The sequence below is a fragment of the Sphingobacterium arenae genome (assembly GCF_014692505.1).
GTDB lineage: Bacteria > Bacteroidota > Bacteroidia > Sphingobacteriales > Sphingobacteriaceae > Sphingobacterium > Sphingobacterium arenae.
Genome location: NZ_JACNYK010000001.1, coordinates 896,900 through 920,644 on the forward strand (window position 1 = coordinate 896,900; position 23,745 = coordinate 920,644).

Annotated in this window: 14 protein-coding genes; 13 read left to right on the forward strand and 1 reads right to left on the reverse strand. The window is 44.4% G+C overall.

The features are described from left to right. Window positions 1-8: 8 nt before the first annotated feature. The 13 genes from H8B17_RS03505 to H8B17_RS03565 all read left to right on the forward strand — a co-directional run bounded on the left by H8B17_RS03505 (window position 9) and on the right by H8B17_RS03565 (window position 22,590). The gene (locus tag H8B17_RS03505; RefSeq protein WP_190307762.1) at window positions 9-671 is read left to right on the forward strand and encodes an aspartate/glutamate racemase family protein; all 663 of its coding nucleotides are present in this window, start codon (window positions 9-11) and stop codon (window positions 669-671) included. A 19-nt stretch (window positions 672-690) separates the two neighbouring features. Further along, entirely contained in the window at window positions 691-2,034 is a 1,344-nt protein-coding gene (locus tag H8B17_RS03510) for a bile acid:sodium symporter family protein (RefSeq protein ID WP_190307763.1), read from the forward strand. Continuing rightward, complete coding sequence (locus H8B17_RS03515) at window positions 2,021-3,274, forward strand: ribulose-bisphosphate carboxylase large subunit family protein (protein WP_190307764.1); 1,254 nt, start codon at window positions 2,021-2,023, stop codon at window positions 3,272-3,274. The genes H8B17_RS03510 and H8B17_RS03515 overlap by 14 nt, the downstream gene beginning before the upstream one ends. Before the next feature lie 41 nt (window positions 3,275-3,315). After that, the gene (locus H8B17_RS03520; protein WP_190307765.1) at window positions 3,316-4,689 is read left to right on the forward strand and encodes a four-carbon acid sugar kinase family protein; all 1,374 of its coding nucleotides are present in this window, start codon (window positions 3,316-3,318) and stop codon (window positions 4,687-4,689) included. A 135-nt stretch (window positions 4,690-4,824) separates the two neighbouring features. Further along, on the forward strand, window positions 4,825-7,566 hold the full coding sequence (locus H8B17_RS03525; protein WP_190307766.1) for a family 78 glycoside hydrolase catalytic domain: 2,742 nt from the start codon (window positions 4,825-4,827) through the stop codon (window positions 7,564-7,566). Window positions 7,567-7,573: 7 nt separating this feature from the next. After that, on the forward strand, window positions 7,574-8,674 hold the full coding sequence (locus tag H8B17_RS03530) for a glycoside hydrolase family protein (protein ID WP_190307767.1): 1,101 nt from the start codon (window positions 7,574-7,576) through the stop codon (window positions 8,672-8,674). Window positions 8,675-8,693: 19 nt separating this feature from the next. Then, window positions 8,694-11,087, forward strand: coding sequence for a glycoside hydrolase family 2 TIM barrel-domain containing protein (locus H8B17_RS03535; protein ID WP_190307768.1), 2,394 nt, complete (start codon window positions 8,694-8,696; stop codon window positions 11,085-11,087). Between the two features lie 25 nt (window positions 11,088-11,112). Next, window positions 11,113-14,232: a SusC/RagA family TonB-linked outer membrane protein gene (locus H8B17_RS03540; RefSeq protein WP_190307769.1), complete on the forward strand. Its 3,120-nt coding sequence runs from the start codon at window positions 11,113-11,115 to the stop codon at window positions 14,230-14,232. 13 nt (window positions 14,233-14,245) lie between these two features. Beyond that, window positions 14,246-15,994 (forward strand): RagB/SusD family nutrient uptake outer membrane protein, encoded by a 1,749-nt coding sequence (locus tag H8B17_RS03545; protein ID WP_190307770.1) that lies wholly within the window; start codon window positions 14,246-14,248, stop codon window positions 15,992-15,994. An 8-nt stretch (window positions 15,995-16,002) separates the two neighbouring features. Further along, the gene (locus H8B17_RS03550) at window positions 16,003-18,510 is read left to right on the forward strand and encodes an L-rhamnose mutarotase (protein ID WP_190307771.1); all 2,508 of its coding nucleotides are present in this window, start codon (window positions 16,003-16,005) and stop codon (window positions 18,508-18,510) included. A gap of 8 nt (window positions 18,511-18,518) precedes the next feature. Further along, the gene (locus H8B17_RS03555) at window positions 18,519-19,592 is read left to right on the forward strand and encodes a Gfo/Idh/MocA family protein (protein WP_190307772.1); all 1,074 of its coding nucleotides are present in this window, start codon (window positions 18,519-18,521) and stop codon (window positions 19,590-19,592) included. An 8-nt stretch (window positions 19,593-19,600) separates the two neighbouring features. After that, window positions 19,601-21,181 (forward strand): sodium:solute symporter family transporter, encoded by a 1,581-nt coding sequence (locus tag H8B17_RS03560; RefSeq protein ID WP_190307773.1) that lies wholly within the window; start codon window positions 19,601-19,603, stop codon window positions 21,179-21,181. A 50-nt stretch (window positions 21,182-21,231) separates the two neighbouring features. Then, window positions 21,232-22,590, forward strand: a complete 1,359-nt coding sequence (locus H8B17_RS03565) for a glycoside hydrolase family 88/105 protein (protein ID WP_190307774.1) — start codon at window positions 21,232-21,234, stop codon at window positions 22,588-22,590. A 20-nt stretch (window positions 22,591-22,610) separates the two neighbouring features. Here H8B17_RS03565 and H8B17_RS03570 read toward each other — a convergent pair whose 3' ends face one another. Further along, window positions 22,611-23,408: an IclR family transcriptional regulator gene (locus tag H8B17_RS03570; protein WP_190307775.1), complete on the reverse strand. Its 798-nt coding sequence runs from the start codon at window positions 23,406-23,408 to the stop codon at window positions 22,611-22,613. Window positions 23,409-23,745: the final 337 nt, after the last annotated feature.

Here is a 23,745-nt window from a genome sequence, read left to right on the forward strand (position 1 = left end):
CAATAGATATGAAGAAAGTAGGACTTATACATACCTCAGCAACACTCGTTCCGGTATTTCAACAGTTGTTCAGTGAGAAATCCGTGCAGGCTGAAGTTTTTAATATTGTGGATGATAGTCTGATCAAAGACGTGATTCAGAAAGGACGGCTGGAAGATAAGACAGCACAGCGTGTTATAAACTATGTGACATCCGCAGAAGAAGCCGGTGCCGATCTGATTATGGTGACCTGCTCATCCATTGGTCGAGCCGTAGAACAGGCAGCAGAAAAGGCAGGTGTACCGGTGCTTCGTGTAGATCAACCGATGGCAGACCATGCTGTTGCAGCAGGAACACGTATCGGTGTGGTTGCCACATTGCCCACCACTTTGGAGCCGACGGGTGATCTCGTTTTGCGCCGGGCGCAAAAAGCCGGAAAAGAGGTGGAGTTGGTTAGCCGATTATGTGAGGGTGCTTTTGAGGCTCTTATGGGGGGAGATGCAGCGAAGCACGATGAAATGGTGAAACAGGCGCTTCAAGAATTGTCAGAACAAGTTGATGTGATTTTGTTGGCACAGGCGTCGATGGCACGTGTCGTCAGTCAAATGTCGGAAAGCGATCGTAAGGTACCTATCTTAAGTAGCCCTGGAATCGCCGTGGATCATGTGGCAGGACTATGCCAAACGTCATAACCCTATAAACCGAGACACTATGGGCAAATGGAAACTATACAGTTTATACTTAGCAGCGATTGCTTTTGCAATCGCCGGTATAGGACTTGTCGTAGATGCATTTCCTTACTTCCGCCAGGCATTGTTGGCAGGAAGTATTCTAGGAGCATTAGGCTTGGGAGCCTTTGAGAAAACGAAAGGCTACCAATACACGATGTGGATTGTTGTGGCGGTAGTTGCCGGTATGACTTTTCCCGAACGCATTTTGCATGTCGGCGAGTTTGATATGCGGAATAAATGGCTTATTCTCGTGATTATCCAGCTGGTCATGTTTGGCATGGGGATACAGATGAAAGTACAGGATTTTACGCGGATCGGGGCTTCCGGCAAAGGGGTGGCGATTGGATTGGCTACACAATTTACCATTATGCCCTTAATTGGCTTTTTGTTGACGAAAGTGTTTGATTTCGAGCCGGAAATAGCAGCAGGTGTTATTTTGATCGGCTGTTGTTCCAGCGGATTAGCATCGAATGTAATGGCCTATATTGCGAAAGCTAATTTGGTGTTATCTGTGACGGTAACCGCGATGACCACTATTGTCGCGCCGATTATGACCCCTTTCATGATGAAAATGTATGCCGGTACAATGGTGGAGGTCGGTTTTATGGCGATGGCCATGGAAATCATCAAGATCATGATCGTACCTATTGGAGCGGGCCTGTTGCACGACTATTTAAAAACGGCTCCGCGTGTTGTCTATAAATTCATAGGACGTGCATCTATTATCATTGCATTGTTGCTGGCCATATCAATTGGTGGTTTTTGGACGTTTTTTACGGGTTCATTTACAGCCGACGGAATGACGGTAGTAGAAGCATGTTGTTTTGTGTTAGGGGCGATACCGGTAGGTTTCGGCTATCATCTGTTAACAAAAAAGCTCCCGTCGTTGGATAAGCGGATGCCCTATTTTTCGATGTTTGGCATTATATACTTTACGGCCGTAACCACGGCTGCTGGTCAGCAATATTTGCTCGAGATAGGGGCGGTATTGTTTCTGGCTGCGGTCATCCATAATGGAGCAGGGTACTTCTTTGGCTATTGGTTTAGTAAACTATTTGGATTGAATGAATATTCCGCACGGGCAATGGCCTTAGAGATTGGGTTGCAAAACGGCGGTATGGCGAGTGGATTGGCGGGCAGTATGGGGAAGTTGGGCACCGTAGGTCTCGCAGCAGCCGTATTTAGCCCCTGGATGAATATTTCGGGGTCGATATTAGCGAATTATTGGAGGAGAAAACAAGAAAAAGAAGATCGGTTGAATAATATCGTCAATGAAAACCGAGGTCGAGATAAAAAAGTAAATGAAGAATATGGAGAGAATTGAAGCGACTTATTATGTAGAGACGCCATACCCCCTAGCGGATGCGGCGGCGGTGATGGCAGGAGAACAGTCGTCAGGTACATTTGTAGCCATACCAGGCGAAACAGAAGAATTAAAAATACAATATGCCGCTCGTGTCGAGCATATCGAGGCGTTAGAAACGGTAACACAGCCATCATTAGCGGGTGAACAGCTACATTTCGAAAAGTATTACCGGGGCAATATTACGATTTCATGGTCTCTTGCCAATTTTGGAACAAACCTGCCGGTGCTTTGTTCGACGCTTATGGGTAACTTATACGAGTTGCGCCAGTTTACAGGTATTAAGTTGATCGATATTCAGTTACCCGACAGCTATACGGCACATTTCCGTGGGCCGAAATTCGGTATTGAAGGAACCGCGAAGTTGATTTCACCTCAGGCGAAAACACCGTTGGTGGGAACGATTATCAAGCCAAGTGTAGGTTTAACGATCGAGGATACGGCCGATCTGGTACGACGACTGGCAGAGGCTGGAATTGATTTTATTAAGGATGACGAGCTCATGGGGTCTGCACAGAACTCTCCTTTTGAAAAACGTGTGGATGCGATTATGGGGGTGCTGAATAGGCATCAGGATAAGACAGGGAAAAAGGTGATGTATGCGTTCAACATCAGCGATGAAATGGATAATATGCTTCGTCATTACGAGCACGTAGTCAAAGCAGGAGGAAGCTGTGCGATGATCAGCCTGTATAGCGTGGGGCTAACGGCGGTAAAGCGTATAGCCGATATCGGACAGCTGACTATCCATGGGCACCGTAATGGTTGGGGAATGCTAAACCGACATCCTTTATTAGGTGTTACGTTCGCTGCTTATCAGAAATTGTGGCGATTGGCAGGTGTCGATCAATTGCACGTAAACGGTATCCGCAATAAATTCTGGGAATCTGACGAATCGGTTGTAAACTCGATAAAAGCATGCTTAACCTCTATGGAGGGCGTGCTACCTGCATTACCCGTTCTTTCTTCTGGGCAGTGGGGAGGTCAAGCCATAGATACGTATAAACTGACGCAGACGACCGATTATCTATACCTCGCTGGTGGCGGAATTATGGCACATCCGGGAGGTATCAGCGGAGGAGTAAATGGGATTAAACAGGCGTGGGAAGCGGCCGTAACGGGATTGACGTTGGAAGAAGCAACGCAAAAGTATCCGGCCGTAAAACAAGCTGTAGAGAAATTTGGAAACCTGGCGAAGTAAACTCGTCAAAGCTTAATCCAAACAATGGTAAGGTAAGAATTATGGCATATAAAATAGCTTTTTATGGAGATGACTTTACAGGTTCTACCGATGCATTAGAGACATTGGAGGAGATGGGGCTGGATACCATATTGTTTACGGAAGTTCCCACATTAGAGCAACTGACGGCTTTCGGAGATAAACGGGCCATCGGTATCGCGGGGATGACGCGTACGCTGCCGACAGGTAAAATAGAACAGCAGCTAAAAAAGGTATTTGAGCTCTTCTCGGCGATAGACGTAAAGCATATCCATTATAAGGTGTGTTCCACGTTTGATTCATCGCCCGAAGTGGGCAGTATAGGAAAAGCGGTCGATGTGGGAGCGGCAGCCTTTTCGGCACAGCTTATTCCCCTGGTCGTGGGAGCACCTTATCTGGGAAGGTTTTGTGCTTTTGGAAATCTGTTTGCACGGATGGGCACAGGGCAAGAAGGTGAGGTTTTTCGTTTGGATAGGCATCCCAGTATGTCGAAGCACCCGGTTACGCCGGCTGAGGAAAGTGATCTTCGACGCCATTTAGCACAGCAAACGCATAAAAAAATCGGCTTGGTGGATGTCACGCAATTGGACCGCTTAGACGCACCGGCTATTATTCGGGAGATGGACGAAAGAGAGCAAACGGAAGTTGTGTTATTTGATGCGACGACCGAGCCGCATTTAGAGCGGATAGGGGAAGTGTTGGATGGATTATCTATCCGGCATCAGCCTCTTTTTTCTGTAGGATCATCAGCGGTGTCAAAAGCGCTGTGTGCTGCATGGAAGAAGGCCGGTGTCTTGTCGCCCCGCACGGAGTGGCCGTCACTTAGACCGGCTAAACCTTTATTGGTCCTTTCGGGTAGCGGCTCTGTTGTGACAGGAAGACAGATAGCATACGCGATGACAAATGGATTTAAAGGGGTAGCTATTGACGGTGTGGAATTAGCGACTAATCCCGATACGTATGATATTTCCGCGATTACAGAAGAGGTATTGCGGCATATGCAGGAGGGGCACAGCGTGATTATCCATACCAGTATTGGTCCGGACGATTCCCGAATGAAAAAAACACAACAGGTCCTACGGAAACGGGGATTGACCGCACTCGAAATCAGTGGCTATACGGCGAGTTTGTATGGTAAAACCCTCGCCCAGATTGCAGACCAAGTGATACAAGCTAGCCGGGTAGAACGGCTGGTGATTGCAGGAGGAGATACGTCAAGTCTGTTTGCACGCCATTTAGGTATTGAGGCGGTCGAAATGGTAGCTCCGGTGGTGCCGGGTGCCCCGCTCTGTCGTATACATGCCAAAAAAACACATATCCAGGGTATGACGATCAATTTTAAAGGTGGACAGGTGGGCGGTTTGGATTATTTTTTAAGAATGGAAAGAGGGAGTTGAGTTTATGTAGAAAACAGGACACTACAGGACGGTGGTTTAGTTGCGTTTTAATAGTTTCACCAGAAACTGACGTTTATTTTCCTTGTATTCGGAAAGCGTGATAACATGATATAAATAAATGAAAATTTCATATAAATGAAAGGGCTTAAAATTTATCAACACCTGTTTTGTTACCTCTTTGTTACGTCGATTTTAATCGGATTATCGAGCTGTTCCGCCGTAGAAAAATTACGTATTGAAAAGGTCTTGATCGAAGGCCGGGAAAATCCGTTGGGAATAAATACGCTGACCCCCTCCTTTAGCTGGAAACTCCGGAGCGAAGGTCACCATGTTATGCAGACGGCGTATAGAATCACTGTTAGCACCAATGCAGATTTATCAAAACAACAAGATCTTCTGTGGGATTCGGACTGGGTGTCTACGGATGAATCTTTATATAACGTTTATCAAGGACAAGATCTTCAAGCAGGGACAACTTATTATGCACGCGTAGAAGTAAAAGATAATCAAGGCAATCTCGCGGAGAGTATTGTACAAAGTTTTCATACAGGTCTGTTAGCCGAAGCAGATTGGGATGACGCACAATGGATTGCCAAAGAGGAGCTCCCCGACTCTTTAGTGAATCCGTTGCCCTTAAGCTCGAGTAAACTCCGTATCGATAAAAATTATGAACTACCGGTATTTCGAAAGAATCTGGAAATCCCAAAAAAAGTGGTATCCTCTATTGGTTACATTTCCGGATTAGGGCATTACGAGCTCTTGCTTAACGGTCAACCGGTAGACAGCGCGGTGCTGCAACCAGGTTGGACAAAATACGATAAAGAAGCGTACTATGTGGTGTACGACTTAACCGAGCATTGGCATAAAGGGAAGAATACAATCGGTGTCATGCTCGGTAATGGCTTTTATTATATCCCACCTATCAAGGGACGGTACCAAAAGCATAAAGTAGCCTTTGGATTACCAAAAATGAAAATGAAAGTCGTGAACCGATACGATGACGGTACAGAAGAAACAATCGTCAGTGACGGGAGTTGGAAAGTACACCGCTCGCCGCTTACGTTTTCCAGCATGTATGGTGGGGAGGACTATGATGAACATGTGCTGCCTAAGAACTGGGGAACGCCGGATTATAGCGATACAACATGGGATAATGCTTTATTGGTAGACGGTCCGGCGCTCCGTGTACAGGAAGCGGAACCCGTTCGCATTATGGAACGCTTTACCTCACAATCGGTAAATCAAATCGAGAAGGACATAAACGTGTATGATTTTGGCCAGAATGCGTCGGGTATCGTGCATGTTACCATGAAAGGTCATCAGGGTGATACCGTTCGGATCTATCCGGCAGAACTGCTTACGGATAAAGGCCGAGCAAACCAAAAGCATTCCGGTAGTCCGTACTATTACCAATATATTTTTGCGCAAGATGGAGAAGTAAGCTGGCGTCCACGATTTACCTATTATGGCTTTCGATACGCTGAAGTACGATCCATGCCTGCTGGAGAGCAAGATATCGAAATACAGGAAATCACGGCCGAACACATTCGTAACGGCGCCCGCCAGATCGGCAGTTTTCAATCATCGGATACATTATTTAATCAAGTACATACGCTGATCAATTGGGGTATAAAGAGCAATATGGTGAGCGTATTTACTGATTGTCCGCACCGGGAGAAATTGGGATGGCTGGAGCAACTGCATCTCATGGGGCCTTCTGTTCAATATAATTTTGATGTGGAGCGCTTGTTTGCCAAATCATTGAGCGATATGCGCCAATCCCAAACGGAAGAAGGCCTCGTGCCGGAAACGGCGCCAGAGTATGTGCATTTTGATTGGGGAGGCGACGTGTTTCGTGATTCACCGGAATGGGGATCGAGTTCGATTTTGCTGGCTTGGTACGCCTACCAATGGTACGGCAATAAAGCGCTTTTAGTTGATAACTATGCGATGATGAAAAAATATATGCATTATCTGCAAGGGAAAGCGAAAGACAATGTCCTTTACCACGGACTGGGTGATTGGTACGATTTGGGTCCCGAACGTCCGGGTTTTTCCCAGTTAACGACACCTGGAATTACCGCAACGGCGATATACTATTATAATCTGAAGACGATGAGTCAAATTGCGGATCTGTTGGAAGATAGCACTTACAAAATTTATGCTGATTCGCTGCAACAGGAAGTATATCGGGCCTTCAATGACACATTCTACAACGAGCATACCGGTATATACGGCTCGGGAAGTCAAACGGCGTTAGCTATGCCATTATACGTGGGGCTGGTTGATGAATCAAACAAGGGTAAAGTATTAGCGAACCTAGTCAAGGACATTGTGGATAGAGATACGAGCTTTACCGCGGGAGATATCGGGCATCGTTATCTCTTACAGGTGCTGCAGCAGGCAGGGCGTGATGATTTGATCTATGCCATGCATAAAGACGATACCCGGCCGGGATATGGCTACCAGATTCGCCAAGGGGCTACAGCACTGACCGAATCCTGGGCCGCTTTACCGACTGTTTCGAATAACCACTTTATGTTAGGGCACCTTATGGAATGGTTCCATACAAGGTTAGGCGGTCTCGGGCAGGAAGAAGGATCTATCGCCTATAAGCATATACGCATAGCTCCTAAACTACTTGACGTCGTGAAGCAAAGAGCGGTAACTTACGAAAGCCCCTATGGGGTGGTGAAGTTCGAACGGAAGGAAGGTGGTTTTCATATCGAAGTTCCGGTGAACAGTAGATGCACTTTGGTTCTTCCAGTATCTTCGGATTACCGGATCAACAGAGAAGAATTAGGTGTTTATGAACATGTGTCTACAGATGCCGGGGTAGAAATCCAATTGGGTTCAGGAAAATATGATATAAAATAACAAGGTGATGAAAAAAGTATGGCTACTGTGGTGCCTAATATGGATCGGAAAAATGGGGATGGCACAACCCGCCGCGATCTCCGAAGCGGAAATGGAACGGATCTACCAAGAAGTAAAAACACCCTTTAAATATGGTTTGGTATTAACTCCAGATCAAAAAGGAGACCTGATGGATTGTCCAAGTGTATATCGCGTAGGGAAGAAATGGTTCATGACGTATCTTGTTTTTGATGGAGAAGGATATGAAACTTGGTTGGCGGAAAGTGAAGATTTATTGAAATGGATACCGCTGGGTAAGCAAATGTCAAAAGAGCCAGGCAATAAATGGGACAGTAAACAACGAGCCGGATATAATGCCCTAATCGATACGAAATGGGGAGGAAGCTATAAGTTGCATACCTATGACGGAAAATATTGGATGTCCTATTTCGGAGGAGCATCGGTGGGATACGAACCGGAGCCGTTGGCGATCGGTATGGCTTATACGACCGAGAAGCCATCTAAACCAACGGAATGGCAGCGATTAGACAACCCGGTTCTAACAAGCGATGACGCCGATGTGCGTTGGTGGGAAAACCGACATAAGCTGTTTAAAAGCTATGTGATCGAAGACAAAGATAGAAATACGGGACACCGTTTTATTATGTACTATAATGCGGTGGGCGACTCCTTGGAAAATAATAAGCCTACCCGCTGGTACGAAAGGATTGGTATGGCTGTTTCGGATGACATGCAGAACTGGAAACGCTATTTAAAAGATCCAGTGGTGCATCATCCTGTTGGGATTACAGGTGACCCCATGATTCAGCGGATCAATAATACTTGGGTCATGTTTTATTTCGGAGCGTTCTGGAAGGATCGGGAAGGGGCGTTCAACAGGTTTGCTGCTTCTAAAGACTTGATTCATTGGACGGATTGGCAGGGTGACAACCTTATTGAGTCTTCGAAAGACTTCGATAGCCAGTATGCCCATAAATCTTTTGTCATCAAGCATAAAGGGACTGTTTACCACTATTATTGTGCCGTTGATAAGGACGGAAATAGGGGAATAGCCTTGGCGACCTCAAAGGATAAAGGAAAAAGTAACGTAAAATTTGAATTGAAATAATAAAAATCACATGATAACCATGTTTAATAAATTAGTGTCTTTCTTTATTCTGTTCGCTATGGTTATGACAGCTATTGCGCAACCACGGCAAACCATTAATTTTAATGAAGATTGGTCTTTTACGCTGGAAGATGATTTGCAGTTTAGACGAACGGATTTCTCTCCAGTAAACTGGAAAAAAATTTCCTTGCCACACGATTGGAGCATTGGTTTTGATTTCGGAGAAGAATACCCAGCCGGAAATGCGGGAGGAGCACTTCCCGGAGGAGTGGGCTGGTATAGAAAAACCTTTCCATTGTCAGCAAAGGACAAAGGAAGCCATTATACGCTACACTTTGGCGGTGTGTACCGTTATGCGGAAGTTTGGATTAACGGAAAATATTTAGGTAAAAATATAAACGGATACCTCTCTTTTGAACATGACCTGACATCCCACTTACACTATGGAAACGAGGAGAACGTCATTGCAGTACGCGTAGACAACAGTTTGCAGCCGAACTCTCGTTGGTATACTGGTTCCGGTATTTACAGGGATGTACGATTGGAGAAGCGTTCGCCGATTCATCTGCTACGCGCAGAAACCTTTATCACGACGCCTGAAGTATCAGCCGATAGAAGTACACTGCGTGTGCAGACAGCGCTTAACCAAGCCATGTCAGGTAAGACCGGCAAACTGCAGTTAAAATTGCATGATAAAAACAAGAAGCTCATCGCAGAGCAGACTTTAGCTTTTTCGGGTAGTCAGTTCGAGGAGGGGTTATCGTTAGGCCGTGTTGATCTATGGTCGCCTGATAGTCCGACTTTGTATGATTTGAGCATTAGCTTATTGGACAGTAGCGATGAGGTAATAGACCATTTGCAGTACGCTGTCGGCTTTCGTCACTTCCATTTCGATGAGCACAAAGGATTTTTCCTAAATGGACAGTCGTTTAAATTATTTGGTGTTTGTTTACACCACGATCTAGGAGCTTTAGGCGCAGCATTCAACAAATCGGCGGCTAAAAGGCAGCTCTTGATCATGAAAGATATGGGGGTCAATGCGATCCGTACCGCGCATAATCCGCCGGCAGAGGAATTCTTGGATTTATGTGATGAATTAGGCTTTTTGGTACAAAATGAATCCTATGATATGTGGGCAAAGCGCAAGAATAAATTTGATTATCATATTGATTTTAAAGAACATCATATCGCAGACCTGATTAGTTTAGTAAAGCGTGACCGTAATCATCCTTCCATTTTTATGTGGAGCATAGGAAACGAGATACGCGAACAGTTTGATAGTACCGGGATTGCCCTGACGAAAAATATGGCGGAGGTGGTGAAGGCACTTGACCCCACTCGTCCGGTGACCGCTGCACTAACGGAAACGAATTTTGATAAAAACTTTATTGCTCAAGCTGAGGCACTCGATGTGTTGGGCTTTAATTATAAATACTTTGACTACGATAAGTTACCGACGGAATTTAAGGGATATCCTTTAATCGCATCAGAGACGACTTCTGCGTTGCAAACCAGAGGCGTATATGATCCGCTACAGGATACGATCCAATTGTGGCCAGCTTCTTCTAAAGACAAATTTGTAACGAATGGCAATCCAGATTTTACCGTTTCTGCTTACGATAACGTAGCAGCTTATTGGGGAACAAGTCATGAGCGGGCCTGGTTAGAAGTGAAAAAACGAGATTTCTTAGGTGGTATCTTTGTATGGACAGGTTTTGATTACTTGGGAGAACCTGTACCCTATCCCTACCCTGCGCGTAGTTCTTATTACGGTGTTGTTGATTTAGCCGGATTACCGAAAGATGTGTATTATATGTACCAATCGGAATGGACGGATACGGAGGTTCTGCATCTTTTGCCACATTGGAACTGGAAAGAAGGCGATCTTGTAGATGTATGGTGTTACTATAACAATGCCGATGAAGTGGAGCTATTCTTAAACGGCCGCAGTCTCGGCCGCCAATCTAAAACCGATGATCAATTGCATGCGGCGTGGAAAGTGCCGTTCGAAGCTGGCGAACTGAAAGCCGTAAAAATAAAGAACGGTACGACAGTACAAGAGGTCGCAAAGAAAACGGCCGGAAATCCGGTTGATATCGTCGTTGATGTGGAGCATGAGCGTTATGCCGTCGATGGAGCGACAGATTTATATTTTCTGACGGTGTCCCTCGTAGATGAAAAAGGCACCATCGTGCCGAATAGTGATGTGGAGCTGTCATTTATCCCTCAAGAAAATATCACCATTGTGGGTACTGATAACGGTTATCAGGCCGACCTTAATTCTTTAAGTAACCCTAAAAGGAATACGTATAAGGGCCTAGCTGTAGGGATGGTGAAAAAGGGAGATCTGGACAAAGCCGGGAAAATATTGATTAAGACAAATATAGTAGAGAAAGAAATAACGATTAAATAGGTTTTTGAAGCTAACCTGAAATTCTATGATGAACCTACATTTTACTCCAATCACATGGAGATTGAACAAGCGAACAATCTCCATGTTGCTCATTATGCTAGGGTGCGTAATGTTGTCTCCTGTTCAGTATGTCTTTTCGGCAACTCAACCCCAATTCGTTGTAAGCGGCGTGGTATTAGATGAGACTGGAAATCCACTGGAAGGTGTGACAGTGGCTCTAACAAATTCTACCGTCAGTACATTGACAGCGGAAGACGGAACATTTTCTATTCGTCTCGTCGGTTCTACAGGCACACTCCTGTTTACAGCTATTGGTTATTTAGATCGTCCGCAAGAGGTGAAAGCTGGTGAGGACATTCAAGTCGCCCTTACGGTTGACGACCAGCAATTGGATGAAGTTATCGTGATTGGATACGGGACGGTAAGAAAGCGTGATTTAACAGGTTCCGTAACTTCCGTTAAACCCGAAGATGTCGTTCGTTCGCCAGCAAGTAACCCGTTAGAAGCTATTCAAGGGCAGGTACCTGGATTAGATATTACGCGTACCTCGGGAAGTGCGACGTCGGGCGTCAACATGACTATCCGGGGGAAAAGATCCCTGTCGACAGCAGAAGACGAGTATGGAAATGCGATTGCTAATAATCCCTTGGTAATTATCGATGGTATGCAGGGAGGAAACATTAGTGATATCCATCCCCAGGATATAGAGTCTATTGATGTCTTGAAGGATGCTTCCTCTACGGCAATTTATGGTTCCCAAGGAGCTAATGGGGTTATTATCGTAACGACCAAAAGAGGGAAAACCGGGGCGCCTAAGATTAACTTTAATACCTATATCGGTGTAAATGGTTGGGCACAATATCCCGAGATGCGTATAGGTGATGACTATATACAGTTACGACGCGAAGCAGCTAAAGCGGCAGGACAGTGGGAGGGACCTAAAGACGATCAGACGTTGTTTACCGCTGGGGAGTGGACTGCCCTGCAAAACAATCAATGGGTTAATTGGAAAGACGAAGTCTTTAAAAATGGTGTTGTACAAAACCACCAATTGTCCATTAGTGGCGGAACAGATAATACAACCGCATTATTGTCTGGAGGCTATTATCGGGAATTAGGTTCCTTTAAAGACGACGCGTTAGACAAATTTAATCTGCGCTTGAATGTGGATCAGAATATTGGAAGTTTTGTGAAAGTAGGAACCTCCAGCCAAGTAACACACTACGACGGTAGTGAACGGGCAGATAATGTACTTTGGCGGGCGTCGACTAATGTGCCGTTGGGCATACCTTATGACGATCAAGGAAACGTTGTTTTATGGCCGGTTGGTCGAGAAGGCAAAGTGAGTCCGCTAGCCGATGAGGCGACACCTTATACGGCACAGCATCGCATCGCAAATACGAACCTGATTACAAACGGGTTTGCCGAGATCAAACCGTTCAAGGGGTTTTCTTTCCGCTCGAATTTAGGTGTGAATTTATTCTATCATAAAAACAATGACTTCGAGAGCGAGAATTCTATCGATCGGGCCGGTGAATTTCCCAATTCCCTCGCCTCTATTCTAAACACGAATAAATCATTTCTCTCTTGGGACAATATCATCAACTACAATTTTGATGCGGGTCAACACAACTTTGCGCTGACCGCACTATCCTCTTGGACACAGTCAAAATTTAATTCTTCTTACATGGAAGGAACAGGTCAACTTGTGCCAGAACAATTATGGCATAATATAGGGGCTAATGATAAAGATTCTTATATCATTCGTTCGAGTTATATACAAAACCAGACGATGTCATACGCTTTTCGTGCCAACTACTCCTACCAAGGTAAATATTTATTGACCGTATCTAATCGTTGGGATGGAGCTTCTCGCCTTTCTGTTGGCAATAAGTGGGCGATGTTTCCCTCCGTGGCAGCTGCGTGGCGCATGAGTGATGAAAGCTGGTTCAGCTTACCACAGGTAGATGATTTCAAAATCCGCTTAAGCTATGGACAAACAGGTAATTCCGGTATCAGTCCCTATGGTACACAATCGGGGTTGACCTCATACGCTAACGCCGGTTTCCAAGATCAAGGCTTTACGTATTATGCCTATAATACCTTGATCGGAAACCGAGATTTGGGATGGGAGCGATCGGCATCGTGGAACCTTGGAGCAGACCTCCGCTTATTTGCGAATCGGATTAATCTCGTCGTGGATTTATATGATACGAAAACGACGGATATATTACTGCCCAGAACATTGCCAACGTCCATGGGATCGGGTAATAATACGCCTTTTCAGATTTACCAGAATATCGGAAGCTCGCGAAATCGTGGGGTTGAAGTGGTCCTAAATACCAAAAATATTGATAAGACATTCAAATGGAGCAGCGACTTCACTTTTGGTGCCAACAAGGAGGAGATCCTAGACTTAATTGACGGCAGAGATATCATCGGTGCCACGACCCGTGAAACAGAAAGTCTGTTGATCGGTAGACCGCTGCAATCTTTTTATACCTTCAAGCGGCTTGGCATCTGGCAAGCTGATGAAGCCGCCGAAGCCGCTACTTATTTTAAGGATGCTGCTAAAACGCAACCGTTCAAGCCGGGGGATATTAAGTTGGCCGATCTCAATGGAGATAACGTTATCGACGATCTGAACGACGTTACCTATATCGGTACTACCTCACCGCGTTGGACGCTAGGTTTTAATAATAACTTTTCTTATAAAAATTTCGATATCAATATATACGCCATTGCCCGTTGGGGACAGATGATGGAGTATGATTTTACGGCGTCTTACGATCCGCAAGGAAGAGGAAACCATCCGGCTTATTTAGATTACTGGACGGAGGAAAATCCATCAAATGATTTTCCGCGGCCGGGTATGACGAACTTCTACAATTATCTTGGCTACCAATCTTATAATTATGTAGACGGTTCGTACATCAAATTGAAGACGGTTACGGTAGGTTACCGCTTGCCAAAATCTTTTACAGATCGGGCAGGTCTAAATGGTGCTAGGCTTTACGTGAGCGGCAACAACCTGTTCTCTTGGGCAAAAAGTGATTTTGTACAGCATTACGATGCGGAACGAGGAGGCTCGGCAAAAAGCCCGTTATTGCGTCAATTTGTGTTTGGTATCAATCTAGATTTATAAGGAGGAATTTATCATGAAACATGTGTATAAATATATAATAGGAATAGGTTTAGCGGGTACATTAGCAGGGTGTAGTTTAGAGGAACATAATCCCGGAGGAGCCACAGCCGAAGTCGTTTTTTCGACTGAAAATGGAATCAATGCCTTGGTTAATTCCGCCTACGTGAACTTCGCGTCACAGTTTTACGGACGGGAGGATATATTAATGTTGACCGAGGGTGGAACGGATCTTTGGATTAATATTGCCAATTCGGGTTATGGTAGACAGATGACTAAATACGAGGAATTGGTAGCTACTACGGGACAAATACGGAACACCTGGAATAGGCTTTACGAAATTGTCAATTATTGTAACGCAGGTCTGGAGCGTATCGTCGATGTATCTTTTACAAATGAGGAGGAAAAGAATGCGCGCATTGGAGAGTTATCTTTTTTGCGGGCTTATGCTTATTGGCATTTGGTCGAACAGTATGGTGATATAGATTTACGCACAGAAGAGACGAAGACAGCGGTACTTACCGCTCAACGTTCTCCTGCCACCGCATTTTATGATTTGATGTTGAGCGATTTGGATGTAGCGATAGCGAACTTACCCGTTCAACCGATCCCGGCAACGGATCAGGGGCGTGCAACAAAAAAAGCTGCTTATGGCCTGAAAGCTCGGGTAGCATTAACGAGGGTGGCTTATGAATCATCGACATCAGAAAAAGATAAATATTATAAGATAGCCTCAGATGCAGCTCAATATGTGATCAACAACCAAGCGGAGTTGCAAGTCAGTTTGTATGACACGCCGGAAGAGGTTTTTCGGCCGGCAAATAATAAAAATAATAAAGAAGCCATGTTCTTTATTACGCATTCGACGATCAATTCTTTGAATCCCCGACCTAATGACCCTAACCGATTGCATATTTGGTTTAAAGCGAAATACTCTGCCAAAGCCGGTATGGTCGTGGATTTGCCGTATGGAGCAGACCGTAATTCAAAATCTGGAAGTATGTGTTTTATGCCGACAAGACATTTGTTGGAACTTTACGATGAAGAAATGGACAGACGGTATGGTGATTGGTTTCGGGAGGAATACTATTTGAATGTCAATAGCTATACCTGGACGGCGGATGATTTAGCCGCTTTTGAGAAACCGGTAAGTATGGCGGGAAAAACAACGTTGAACCGTGGGGATCTAGCTCTTTTGTTTACAAAGAAAAAAGTAAGTGGAGAAAAGAGGAACCTGCCTTATGCTTTAGTGGATATTGATGATACCTATGATGGTGACCGTGTATCCACAAATGCCCGTTTTAATGTGCACTTTCCGGCATTGATGAAACATGATGACCCGGATTTACCGGAAGCTAATTCGCAAGCAGGTTCTAAAGATGTTATTGTGATGCGGTTAGCTGAAATGTACCTCATTGCAGCGGAAGCAGAAACATTGATGAGCGGAGGAAACAAAACACTGGCGAAGGATATGGTGAATGTGCTACGCGAAAGAGCGGCTGTGCCGGGAAAAGAAAGCGATATGTTGATAACAGAGAGCGACTTGGATGTTGATTTCTTATTGGAAGAGCGTGGCAGAGAGTTGTGTGGCGAACATATCCGATGGTTCGACTTAAAACGTACGGGTAAATTGTACAGTTATGTCCAAGCGTATAATAAAGATATTACGACGATGCAACCGTATCACGTGAATCGACCTATTCCGCAACAGTTTTTAGATGTGATCACCAACCCGCAAGAGTTTGGTCAAAATGATGGATATTAAAATAAAATATGAAGATTAGTAAGAAGATCGTTTGGTTGATAAGTATGCTCTGCGTCGTGGTTTCGGTTAGCGCTGCAGATATCTATGTCGGGAAGAATAGTAGAAACGGTTCGCGAGATGGTTCGATAGAGAACCCCTATGGTTCTTTGGAAGATGCGATCCGCCATGCCCGGGAGCTTCGTCGGCTGAACGATCCGAGTATTTCGGAAGGTATCAATATCTGGGTTAAGGGGGGAACATATTATCCTCATCAAACTATTCGACTTCGTCCGGAAGATAGTGGTACAGCGGCAAGCCCGACAAGGATACGTTCGTTGGATGGCGAGGTGATATTCTCAGGGGGCAGATCGATAAACGGTTGGAAAAAACTTCGGAACCGTCGGAATATTCCGACGTCGGTGGCACGACACATCTATGTAGCAGATGCCCCGAAAGTCGGCGGGAAACGTGTTCACTTTCGTCAACTCTGGATAAATAATAACAAAGCTATCCGTGCGGAAAGTCACGGCGATTTGGAACTTCCTCGTATCTTGAATTGGAACTTTGATAAACAGACGGCTATTATTCCGAACGTATTCAACGGATTTCAGTTTACAGAGGGGATGGAGTTTTTTATCCATCAATGGTGGGCCATCGCCCAACTACGTGTTAAAGACGCGGTAGTGTATAAAGACAGTATTGAAGTGTTTTTTCACCAGCCCGAGAGCAAAATACAAAGCGAACATCCTTGGCCGAAGCCTTGGCTGTCGAAAGAATCGGGTAATTCCGCTTTTCGGTTAGTCAATGCGCTACAATTCTTGGATAAACCAGGTGAGTGGTTTTTGGATGAAGAAGAAGGGAGGGTCTATTATTACAAGCGTAGCGGAGAAGATCTCGAACAAGCGGATGTGGTATTTCCTTACTTGGAAACCATTTTGGAAATCGAGGGAACCCGAGAAAACCCGGTTGCCCATGTACAAATTGAGGGATTGTCTTTTGAGCATGCGGCGTGGTTTAGACCCAATACTCATGGACATGTGGCTTTGCAAGCTGGAATGTATTTCCATGAAGCTTATAAATTAGATAAACCGGGTACGTCCGATAAGAAAGGGCTGGAAAATCAGGCATGGGTAGGGCGACCAGCGAGTGCAGTTGTACTCGCAAACACAGCGCATGTTCGTTTTCAGCATTGCACATTTAGCCATTTAGCGTCCACTGGATTCGATTTTTATGGTGGAAATTTCCAAGATCGCCTAGAAGGCAATGTCTTTTATGATATCGGCGGTAATGCCGTGTTGATCGGTACTTTTTCCGAGGACCAAGTGGAGGCGCATCTGCCGTTTCATCCGCAAGATGAACGGGAGTTGTCCAGAGAAATTGTTGTTCGAAACAACCTCATTCATCATACAGCGAATGAAGATTGGGGAGCGGTGGGAATCGGAGCGGGCTTTGTACAGGGTGTGGACATTTCTCATAACGATATAAGCGACATAGCGTATTCGGGAATTAGCTTGGGTTGGGGTTGGACACCCACGGTGAACATCATGAAGAACAATACCGTAGAACGGAATCGGATTACACGCTATGGTAAGTTTATGTATGATGTGGCCGGAGTATATACTCTTTCGGCACAACCCGGTACGAAGATTCGTCAAAACGAGATCGATAGTATCTATGTATCGCCCTACGCCCATATTCCAGATCATTGGTTCTATCTATATACCGATGAAGGATCAGCCTATATGGATGTCTCCGATAATTGGTTCCCCGAAAATAAAATTTTGAAAAATGCCAATGGTCCAGGTGTCATTTGGAAAAATAATGGGCCAGAAACGGATAAAACAGTACTTAATGCTGGCTTAGAAGAACCTTATCGGGACTTGTTGCGGTGGAAGCGGCCGGTTCCAGAAGGTTATACGTTTAATCAGCATATCCCTTTTACCAAACCTGTATTTGTACAAGTATATGATCCGAAAAGTACCTTGTCTGAGGAAGCTTTTGCTGCCTTTGCGCGTGGTCAAGGAATCGACAAACCACAAATTTATCAGTGGGGGCATTACCTACTGCTGATGACTGATGATAACATGGCTAAGAAACTGACAAGTGCTTTATTTGCCAATTTTCCGAAGTTTGAAGTAAAGATGTTTAATGACGTATTTTATACCTTTGATCAGGAAAACTGTGCTGTGACTAAGAAGGCTGATGAAGTCGATTTTGTACTGTTGACAGCCCAGTTGGTGGATGATGAATCGAAACAACAGGCGTACTTTGAGCATCATAAAACGCAACTCGAGGAGTGGCCGGAGGTTGCCTCGGGCTTTTGTCGCGCACGTTTTCAAGAGGTGCTGCTTTATCGAAACGGACGACAGTTATTACTGTATATCTCCTTTCCTAAAGGAAAAGATTTTGCGGAGATTGATGCTTTAACGACCAAAGATAACCCGAGAGTGACGAAGTGGAATCAGCTGATGAGTACTTATCAGGAAGGAATTCCGGGGACAGCTGCAAACGAAACATGGATTTTTTATAAGCGATAATAGATAAAATGGAGAAATTAAGATTAGGTATTCTGGGACTTGGTGAAGGCAGAAGTACGATGTCAGGAGCTTTGCAAAGCGAATACGTGGAGCTGGTGCAGATTTGTGATCTGAATGAAGATTTAGGGCACAAGCGGATGAAAGAGTTCGATTTTCATGCGTATACCCAACGGTATGAAGACCTCTTGGAGAATTCGAATATTGAAGCTATAGCTATTTATACGCCCGATCACCTGCATGCCACGCATATTAAACAAGCGTTGGAACATGGTAAGCATGTAATCTGTACGAAACCCTTTATCGATAACCTAGCAGATGCGAATGATTTACTCCGCCTAGCCGAGCAAACTGGAAAGCGGGTATTCGTGGGGCAGAGTTCCCGCTTTTTTGAACCGATGAAAAAGCAGCGGACAGACTTTGAAGCGGGCTTAATTGGAGACTTAATCACCATCGAAGGCTATTATCACGCGGATCACCGTTGGTTTTTGGAAAAACCTTGGTCGCTACAGTCCTCATTTAAATGGTTGTATGGTGGGTTGAGCCATCCGGTAGATTTTATTCGCTGGTACCTGCCTAATATAGAGGAAGTCATGGGGTACGGGATGCTCAGTGCAAATGGGCGTAAAGGAGGTTTACAAAATGTGGACACCATGCATTTTATATTGAAAGCAGAAGATGGTCGTGTAGCTCGTGTGAGCGGAGCCTATACCGGACCCGTGCAGCCCGTTACGCGCGATAGCGAGATGAGTTGTATTCTGCGTGGTACAGAAGGATGTAGCCAAGCAGATTATATGGATTTACGTTATGCCATCACGGATCATACAGGCGAAGAAAGAATGTTGACCTGGGAACACAAACTGAAACATTATTTCCGTTTTGAGGGCAAAAGTCACCACGCCGGCGAATATCAGAATTATCTCGAACACTTTGCCAAAGCTATTCGGGAAGATACACCGGCATTCCCGGATATGAAAGAGGGAATCGGAACAATTGCATTATTACAGGCGATGGATGAATCATTGACTACGGGTAAACCCGTTCGTCCTGGCGACTTATTATCCAAATACAGCGTAAACTTGTAAAAGGGGACATGAACAACCTGTTAGACAAATTGACGATATACGATTATGTAATCGTAGTCGTATACCTGATCGCTTTAATTGTCATAGGCCTTGTTTCATCCCGAAAGAATGCAGAAGGGGCGGAGCATTTCCTCGCTGGAAAGTCTTTAAGCTGGTATAGTATTGGCTTCAATATGTGGGCGACGAACGTCGGTCCGTCTATGCTGCTAGCTTTCGCTACGGTGGGTTATACAACTGGTATTGTCGCCGTGAATTTTGATTGGTACGCTTTTGTATACCTCTTTTTATTAGCTATCGTTTTTGCGCCGCGCTATTTGTCTTCTGGAGTGCGTACGCTTCCAGAGTTTATGGGGAAGCGATATGGACCGGATACACAAACGATTTTAGCTTGGTACTCCCTGGTTAAGATGATGATTTCTTGGTTGTCTTTGGGGCTGTTTGCCGGAGGTTTTCTGGTACGACAAATATTGGGTATTCCTATGTGGCAATCCGTTATAGTACTAGTCGCCTTAGCGGGCTTGTTTGCTTATACAGGTGGATTACGGACGGTAGCGAAGATTAACATTTTCCAGATGATTCTGTTGATAGCTGTTTCCGCGTTACTAACATTTTTAGGGCTATCGAAAATAGGAGGCGCAGGGGCTTTGTTCGATAGCACGCCTGAAGGATATTGGTCATTGATCAAACCAGCCGACGATCCGGATTATCCTTGGTATGCGATCGCGCTGGGTTATCCTGTCGCTGCTATTGCATTTTTCTGTACGGACCAAGCGATGGTGCAATCCGTTTTAGGGGCAAGAAATTTGGAACAGGGGCAATTGGGCGTAAATTTTATTGCTTGGTTAAAAATTCTTTCTTTACCACTTTTTATCTTAACAGGTATTATCTGTTATATCCTGTTCCCGGGACTGGATGATCCCTCCCTGGCTTATATGACGATGGTTACCAACCTCTTCCCTACAGGCTTAAATGGTTTAGTTATTGTTGTGCTAATTGCCGTGCTGGTTGGTACGATCGGCTCATCACTCAATTCGCTGAGTACGGTCTACACAATGGATATCTATTTGAAACATATCAACCCCAAAGCAGACGGTCGTAAAGTAACACAGATTGGGCGTTATACAATTATTGTAGGCTGCTTGATTTCCGTGTTGGTGGCTGTTGCTATTGATCAGATAAAAGGCCTGAACCTCTTTGATGTATTTCAGTCAATTTTAGGTTTTATAGCACCGCCGCTTGCTGTCATCTTTTTGATGGCTGTCTTGTGGAAACGTACGAATAAAGCTGCGGTCAACACACTGTTGACTTTCGGGGCAGTATTGAGTCTTGGAACAGGTGTGTGTTATTTGTGGGTATTTCCAAAAGATGTGTATACCTTTTGGCCACATTATCTGATGCTTTCTTTTTATTTGTTTTTAGCCTTGCTGATCTTAGGGGTAATCATATCCTTAGTAATCCCTAAATCGACTTACGAAAAAGAAAATGAAATGGCGTTTCGTTTTCAGATAGAGAAACCCACAGCGCGTGTAAAATGGGCATGGGGAACACTTTTTGTGGTTATGCTGCTGCTGTATATCGTCTTTAGATGATGTCTGGCGAATTATTGTATTTTAACGAAAGATTTGATAAGAAGAATAAAATGAAAAAATATTTAATATTGACTGTACTGCCTTTCCTATTGGTGGCTTGTAGTCAACAACAGGATAATGATGCGGTAATCTGGTCACAAAGGATGGTTGAGTCACACGGGTTAGGAGATTTTTATTGCAACAGACACTATCAATCCAAATTGGATTCTACGGGTTGGGACTACGTGTCGGGCTTAGTGGCAGGTGCTGTTTTGGAAACATGGGAACAGTATCCGGAGAAAACAGAATATTACGAATCGGTAAAAGCCTTTGCGGATTTGAATCTAAATGAAGATGGAAGCATGATCCTCAACAGCAAGGGTGGTTCCGCACTTCGTCCCAGTAATATTGATGATCTTCCGGCTGGACGTATCTACTTCACTTTGTATAAAGAGGAATTACAGAAAGGCAACACCAAGGATGCTGCGCGATATCGTAAAGCTGTGGATCTGATAAGGAACACCTTAAAATATAACCACTCGCGGATTGCAGAGGGGCTACCGGGAGCGGGAGGCTTTTTTCATAAGGCGATTTACCCCAATCAGATGTGGCTGGATGGATTGTATATGGGCTCACCGATATACGCGCAGTGGGAGAGTACATTTGGTAAAGACAATTCTGTAGAATATAGTGCGAGTTGGGATGATATTGCCTTGCAATTTAAAACCATTCATCAGAAAACATATGATCCAGAAAAGCAATTAAATTACCATGCATGGTCAGCCACTCCGGCAGACTCCAATTCTTTCTGGACCAATAAACAAGAACCGTTCGTGGGCTGTAGCCAAGAATTTTGGGCACGTGGTATGGGATGGTATTTTGCTGCATTGGTTGATGTGCTCGAATTTATGCCCCGGGATCATTCCTCCTATGCGGATATGTTAAAGATAACAAACCAGGTTGCTGCAGGCCTGAAGCGATGGCAGGATGATGAATCGGGTCTTTGGTATCAACTGTTGCAGTATGATGCCAACATGACCGCTGATGGCCAGGGAGACCATATTGCTGGAGAGATCTATAATATAGGGGATGAAGCAAACTATCTTGAATCTTCGGCATCTTGTATTTTCACTTACGCCTACCTAAAAGGCACACGATTGGGGATTTTAGACAAGGAATCCTATCGTCCTGTTGCGGAGAAAGCCTATCAAGGAATTCTGAAAGAATTTTTGAGAGAGAATCCAGATGGAGACCGAATCGATATTGTGAAGAGCTGTGCCTCGGCAGGACTCGGCCCGGCCAAAGATCCCTCCCGAACGGGAACAATCAATTATTATCTCGCCGGGAAGGATGTCACGGTTGTTGAAAATGAAGGAAAGGCAATAGGTACCTTTATTTTAGCTTCGTTAGAATATGAACAATTGAAATAAATCTTTATTTCAATTGTTCTTCAATCTTTGGCAAGGGAAGCCAAGCCAAGGTTTCTTTCTATTTCCTTTTTGCAAGCGAGTAATTCTTGAATAATCTCTTCGTGTGAAGGATTACTTTCGTCTTGTAACAGTAGTAGTTTTGAAACCGTGAGACAAGCGGTGATATCACCAGGGGTATCACCGTCACCTATCGGTACGGAAAAATCAACAACTCCTTGCGCATACGAACTCGGCATCTCGATATAACCTTGTTTTTTTATGTGTATAAGCTCCCGCTCGAAGTTCTGTTTCTGGATTTTGGAGAGCTTTTGAAACTGCGGGTCTCCCCCTAAAACTTGGGACCTACTCGTCTCATCTAAAAAGCTAAGTAGCGTTTTTCCTGAAGCCGTAGTTGACGTTTGGTGTAAATTCCCTTCCTCAATCATCACTGCAATAGGGCGGGGGCTTTTGCTATAGGCGACTACAAGAACCTTATCATTGAATAATACCGCAAGATGGCAAGGTTGCTGTATAGTAGCAGAGACCTGTTTCATCGGTTGCAAGGCTGCCGAACGTAACTTTTCGACAAAAGAATGGCGATGAGATAAATAATAAAGTTTAAGCGTAAGCGAATATTTCGAGGAAACGGAATCTCGCTGTATGTATCCTCTGGTCTCTAAAGAAGCGAGCATTCGATATATCTCATTTGGACTTTTATCCAGCCCGATGGCAATTTCCGCCTGCGATTGGGCGGTAGGTTGGAGTGCCAGATATTCGATAATAGCCAGCCCTTTTTCAAGAGCAGGCGCTTTATATTTATCCGAATAGTTTAAAGACATACTATCTATATTTAATTGTACGACTGATGACGCTAAAGATATAAAAACTATGGCAAGCGTCAACTTAGTTGTTCACGACTTATTTCTTTAATTTAATCTTAGACAAAGATGATTCGTAATTAAATCGGACTTTTATCGACTTTATCCGAATAAAGTCCGAAGAATGTCCGAACAAGCTCCGAATAAACTCCCAATAAAAATAGAATTATTATTTAATCGAAAAATAATTCTATTCCATCGGTAAGCAGAGATAAAAACTAAAGAGGTGGATAAAAATTCTTTTTTCTAGAAAGAGGAAAACATAATTGTTTTTATATACAAATATTGTATTTATATT

Excerpts from the sequence above, each read along its gene's own strand:
- H8B17_RS03515 (WP_190307764.1), top strand. The coding sequence starts at position 2,021 with ATGGAGAGAATTGAAGCGACTTATTATGTAGAGACGCCATACCCCCTA.
- H8B17_RS03570 (WP_190307775.1), bottom strand. The coding sequence starts at position 23,408 with ATGTCTTTAAACTATTCGGATAAATATAAAGCGCCTGCTCTTGAAAAA.
- H8B17_RS03505 (WP_190307762.1), top strand. The coding sequence starts at position 9 with ATGAAGAAAGTAGGACTTATACATACCTCAGCAACACTCGTTCCGGTA.
- H8B17_RS03525 (WP_190307766.1), top strand. The coding sequence starts at position 4,825 with ATGAAAGGGCTTAAAATTTATCAACACCTGTTTTGTTACCTCTTTGTT.
- H8B17_RS03565 (WP_190307774.1), top strand. The coding sequence starts at position 21,232 with ATGAAAAAATATTTAATATTGACTGTACTGCCTTTCCTATTGGTGGCT.
- H8B17_RS03545 (WP_190307770.1), top strand. The coding sequence starts at position 14,246 with ATGAAACATGTGTATAAATATATAATAGGAATAGGTTTAGCGGGTACA.
- H8B17_RS03550 (WP_190307771.1), top strand. The coding sequence starts at position 16,003 with ATGAAGATTAGTAAGAAGATCGTTTGGTTGATAAGTATGCTCTGCGTC.
- H8B17_RS03530 (WP_190307767.1), top strand. The coding sequence starts at position 7,574 with ATGAAAAAAGTATGGCTACTGTGGTGCCTAATATGGATCGGAAAAATG.
- H8B17_RS03535 (WP_190307768.1), top strand. The coding sequence starts at position 8,694 with ATGTTTAATAAATTAGTGTCTTTCTTTATTCTGTTCGCTATGGTTATG.
- H8B17_RS03560 (WP_190307773.1), top strand. The coding sequence starts at position 19,601 with ATGAACAACCTGTTAGACAAATTGACGATATACGATTATGTAATCGTA.
- H8B17_RS03520 (WP_190307765.1), top strand. The coding sequence starts at position 3,316 with ATGGCATATAAAATAGCTTTTTATGGAGATGACTTTACAGGTTCTACC.
- H8B17_RS03540 (WP_190307769.1), top strand. The coding sequence starts at position 11,113 with ATGATGAACCTACATTTTACTCCAATCACATGGAGATTGAACAAGCGA.
- H8B17_RS03555 (WP_190307772.1), top strand. The coding sequence starts at position 18,519 with ATGGAGAAATTAAGATTAGGTATTCTGGGACTTGGTGAAGGCAGAAGT.
- H8B17_RS03510 (WP_190307763.1), top strand. The coding sequence starts at position 691 with ATGGGCAAATGGAAACTATACAGTTTATACTTAGCAGCGATTGCTTTT.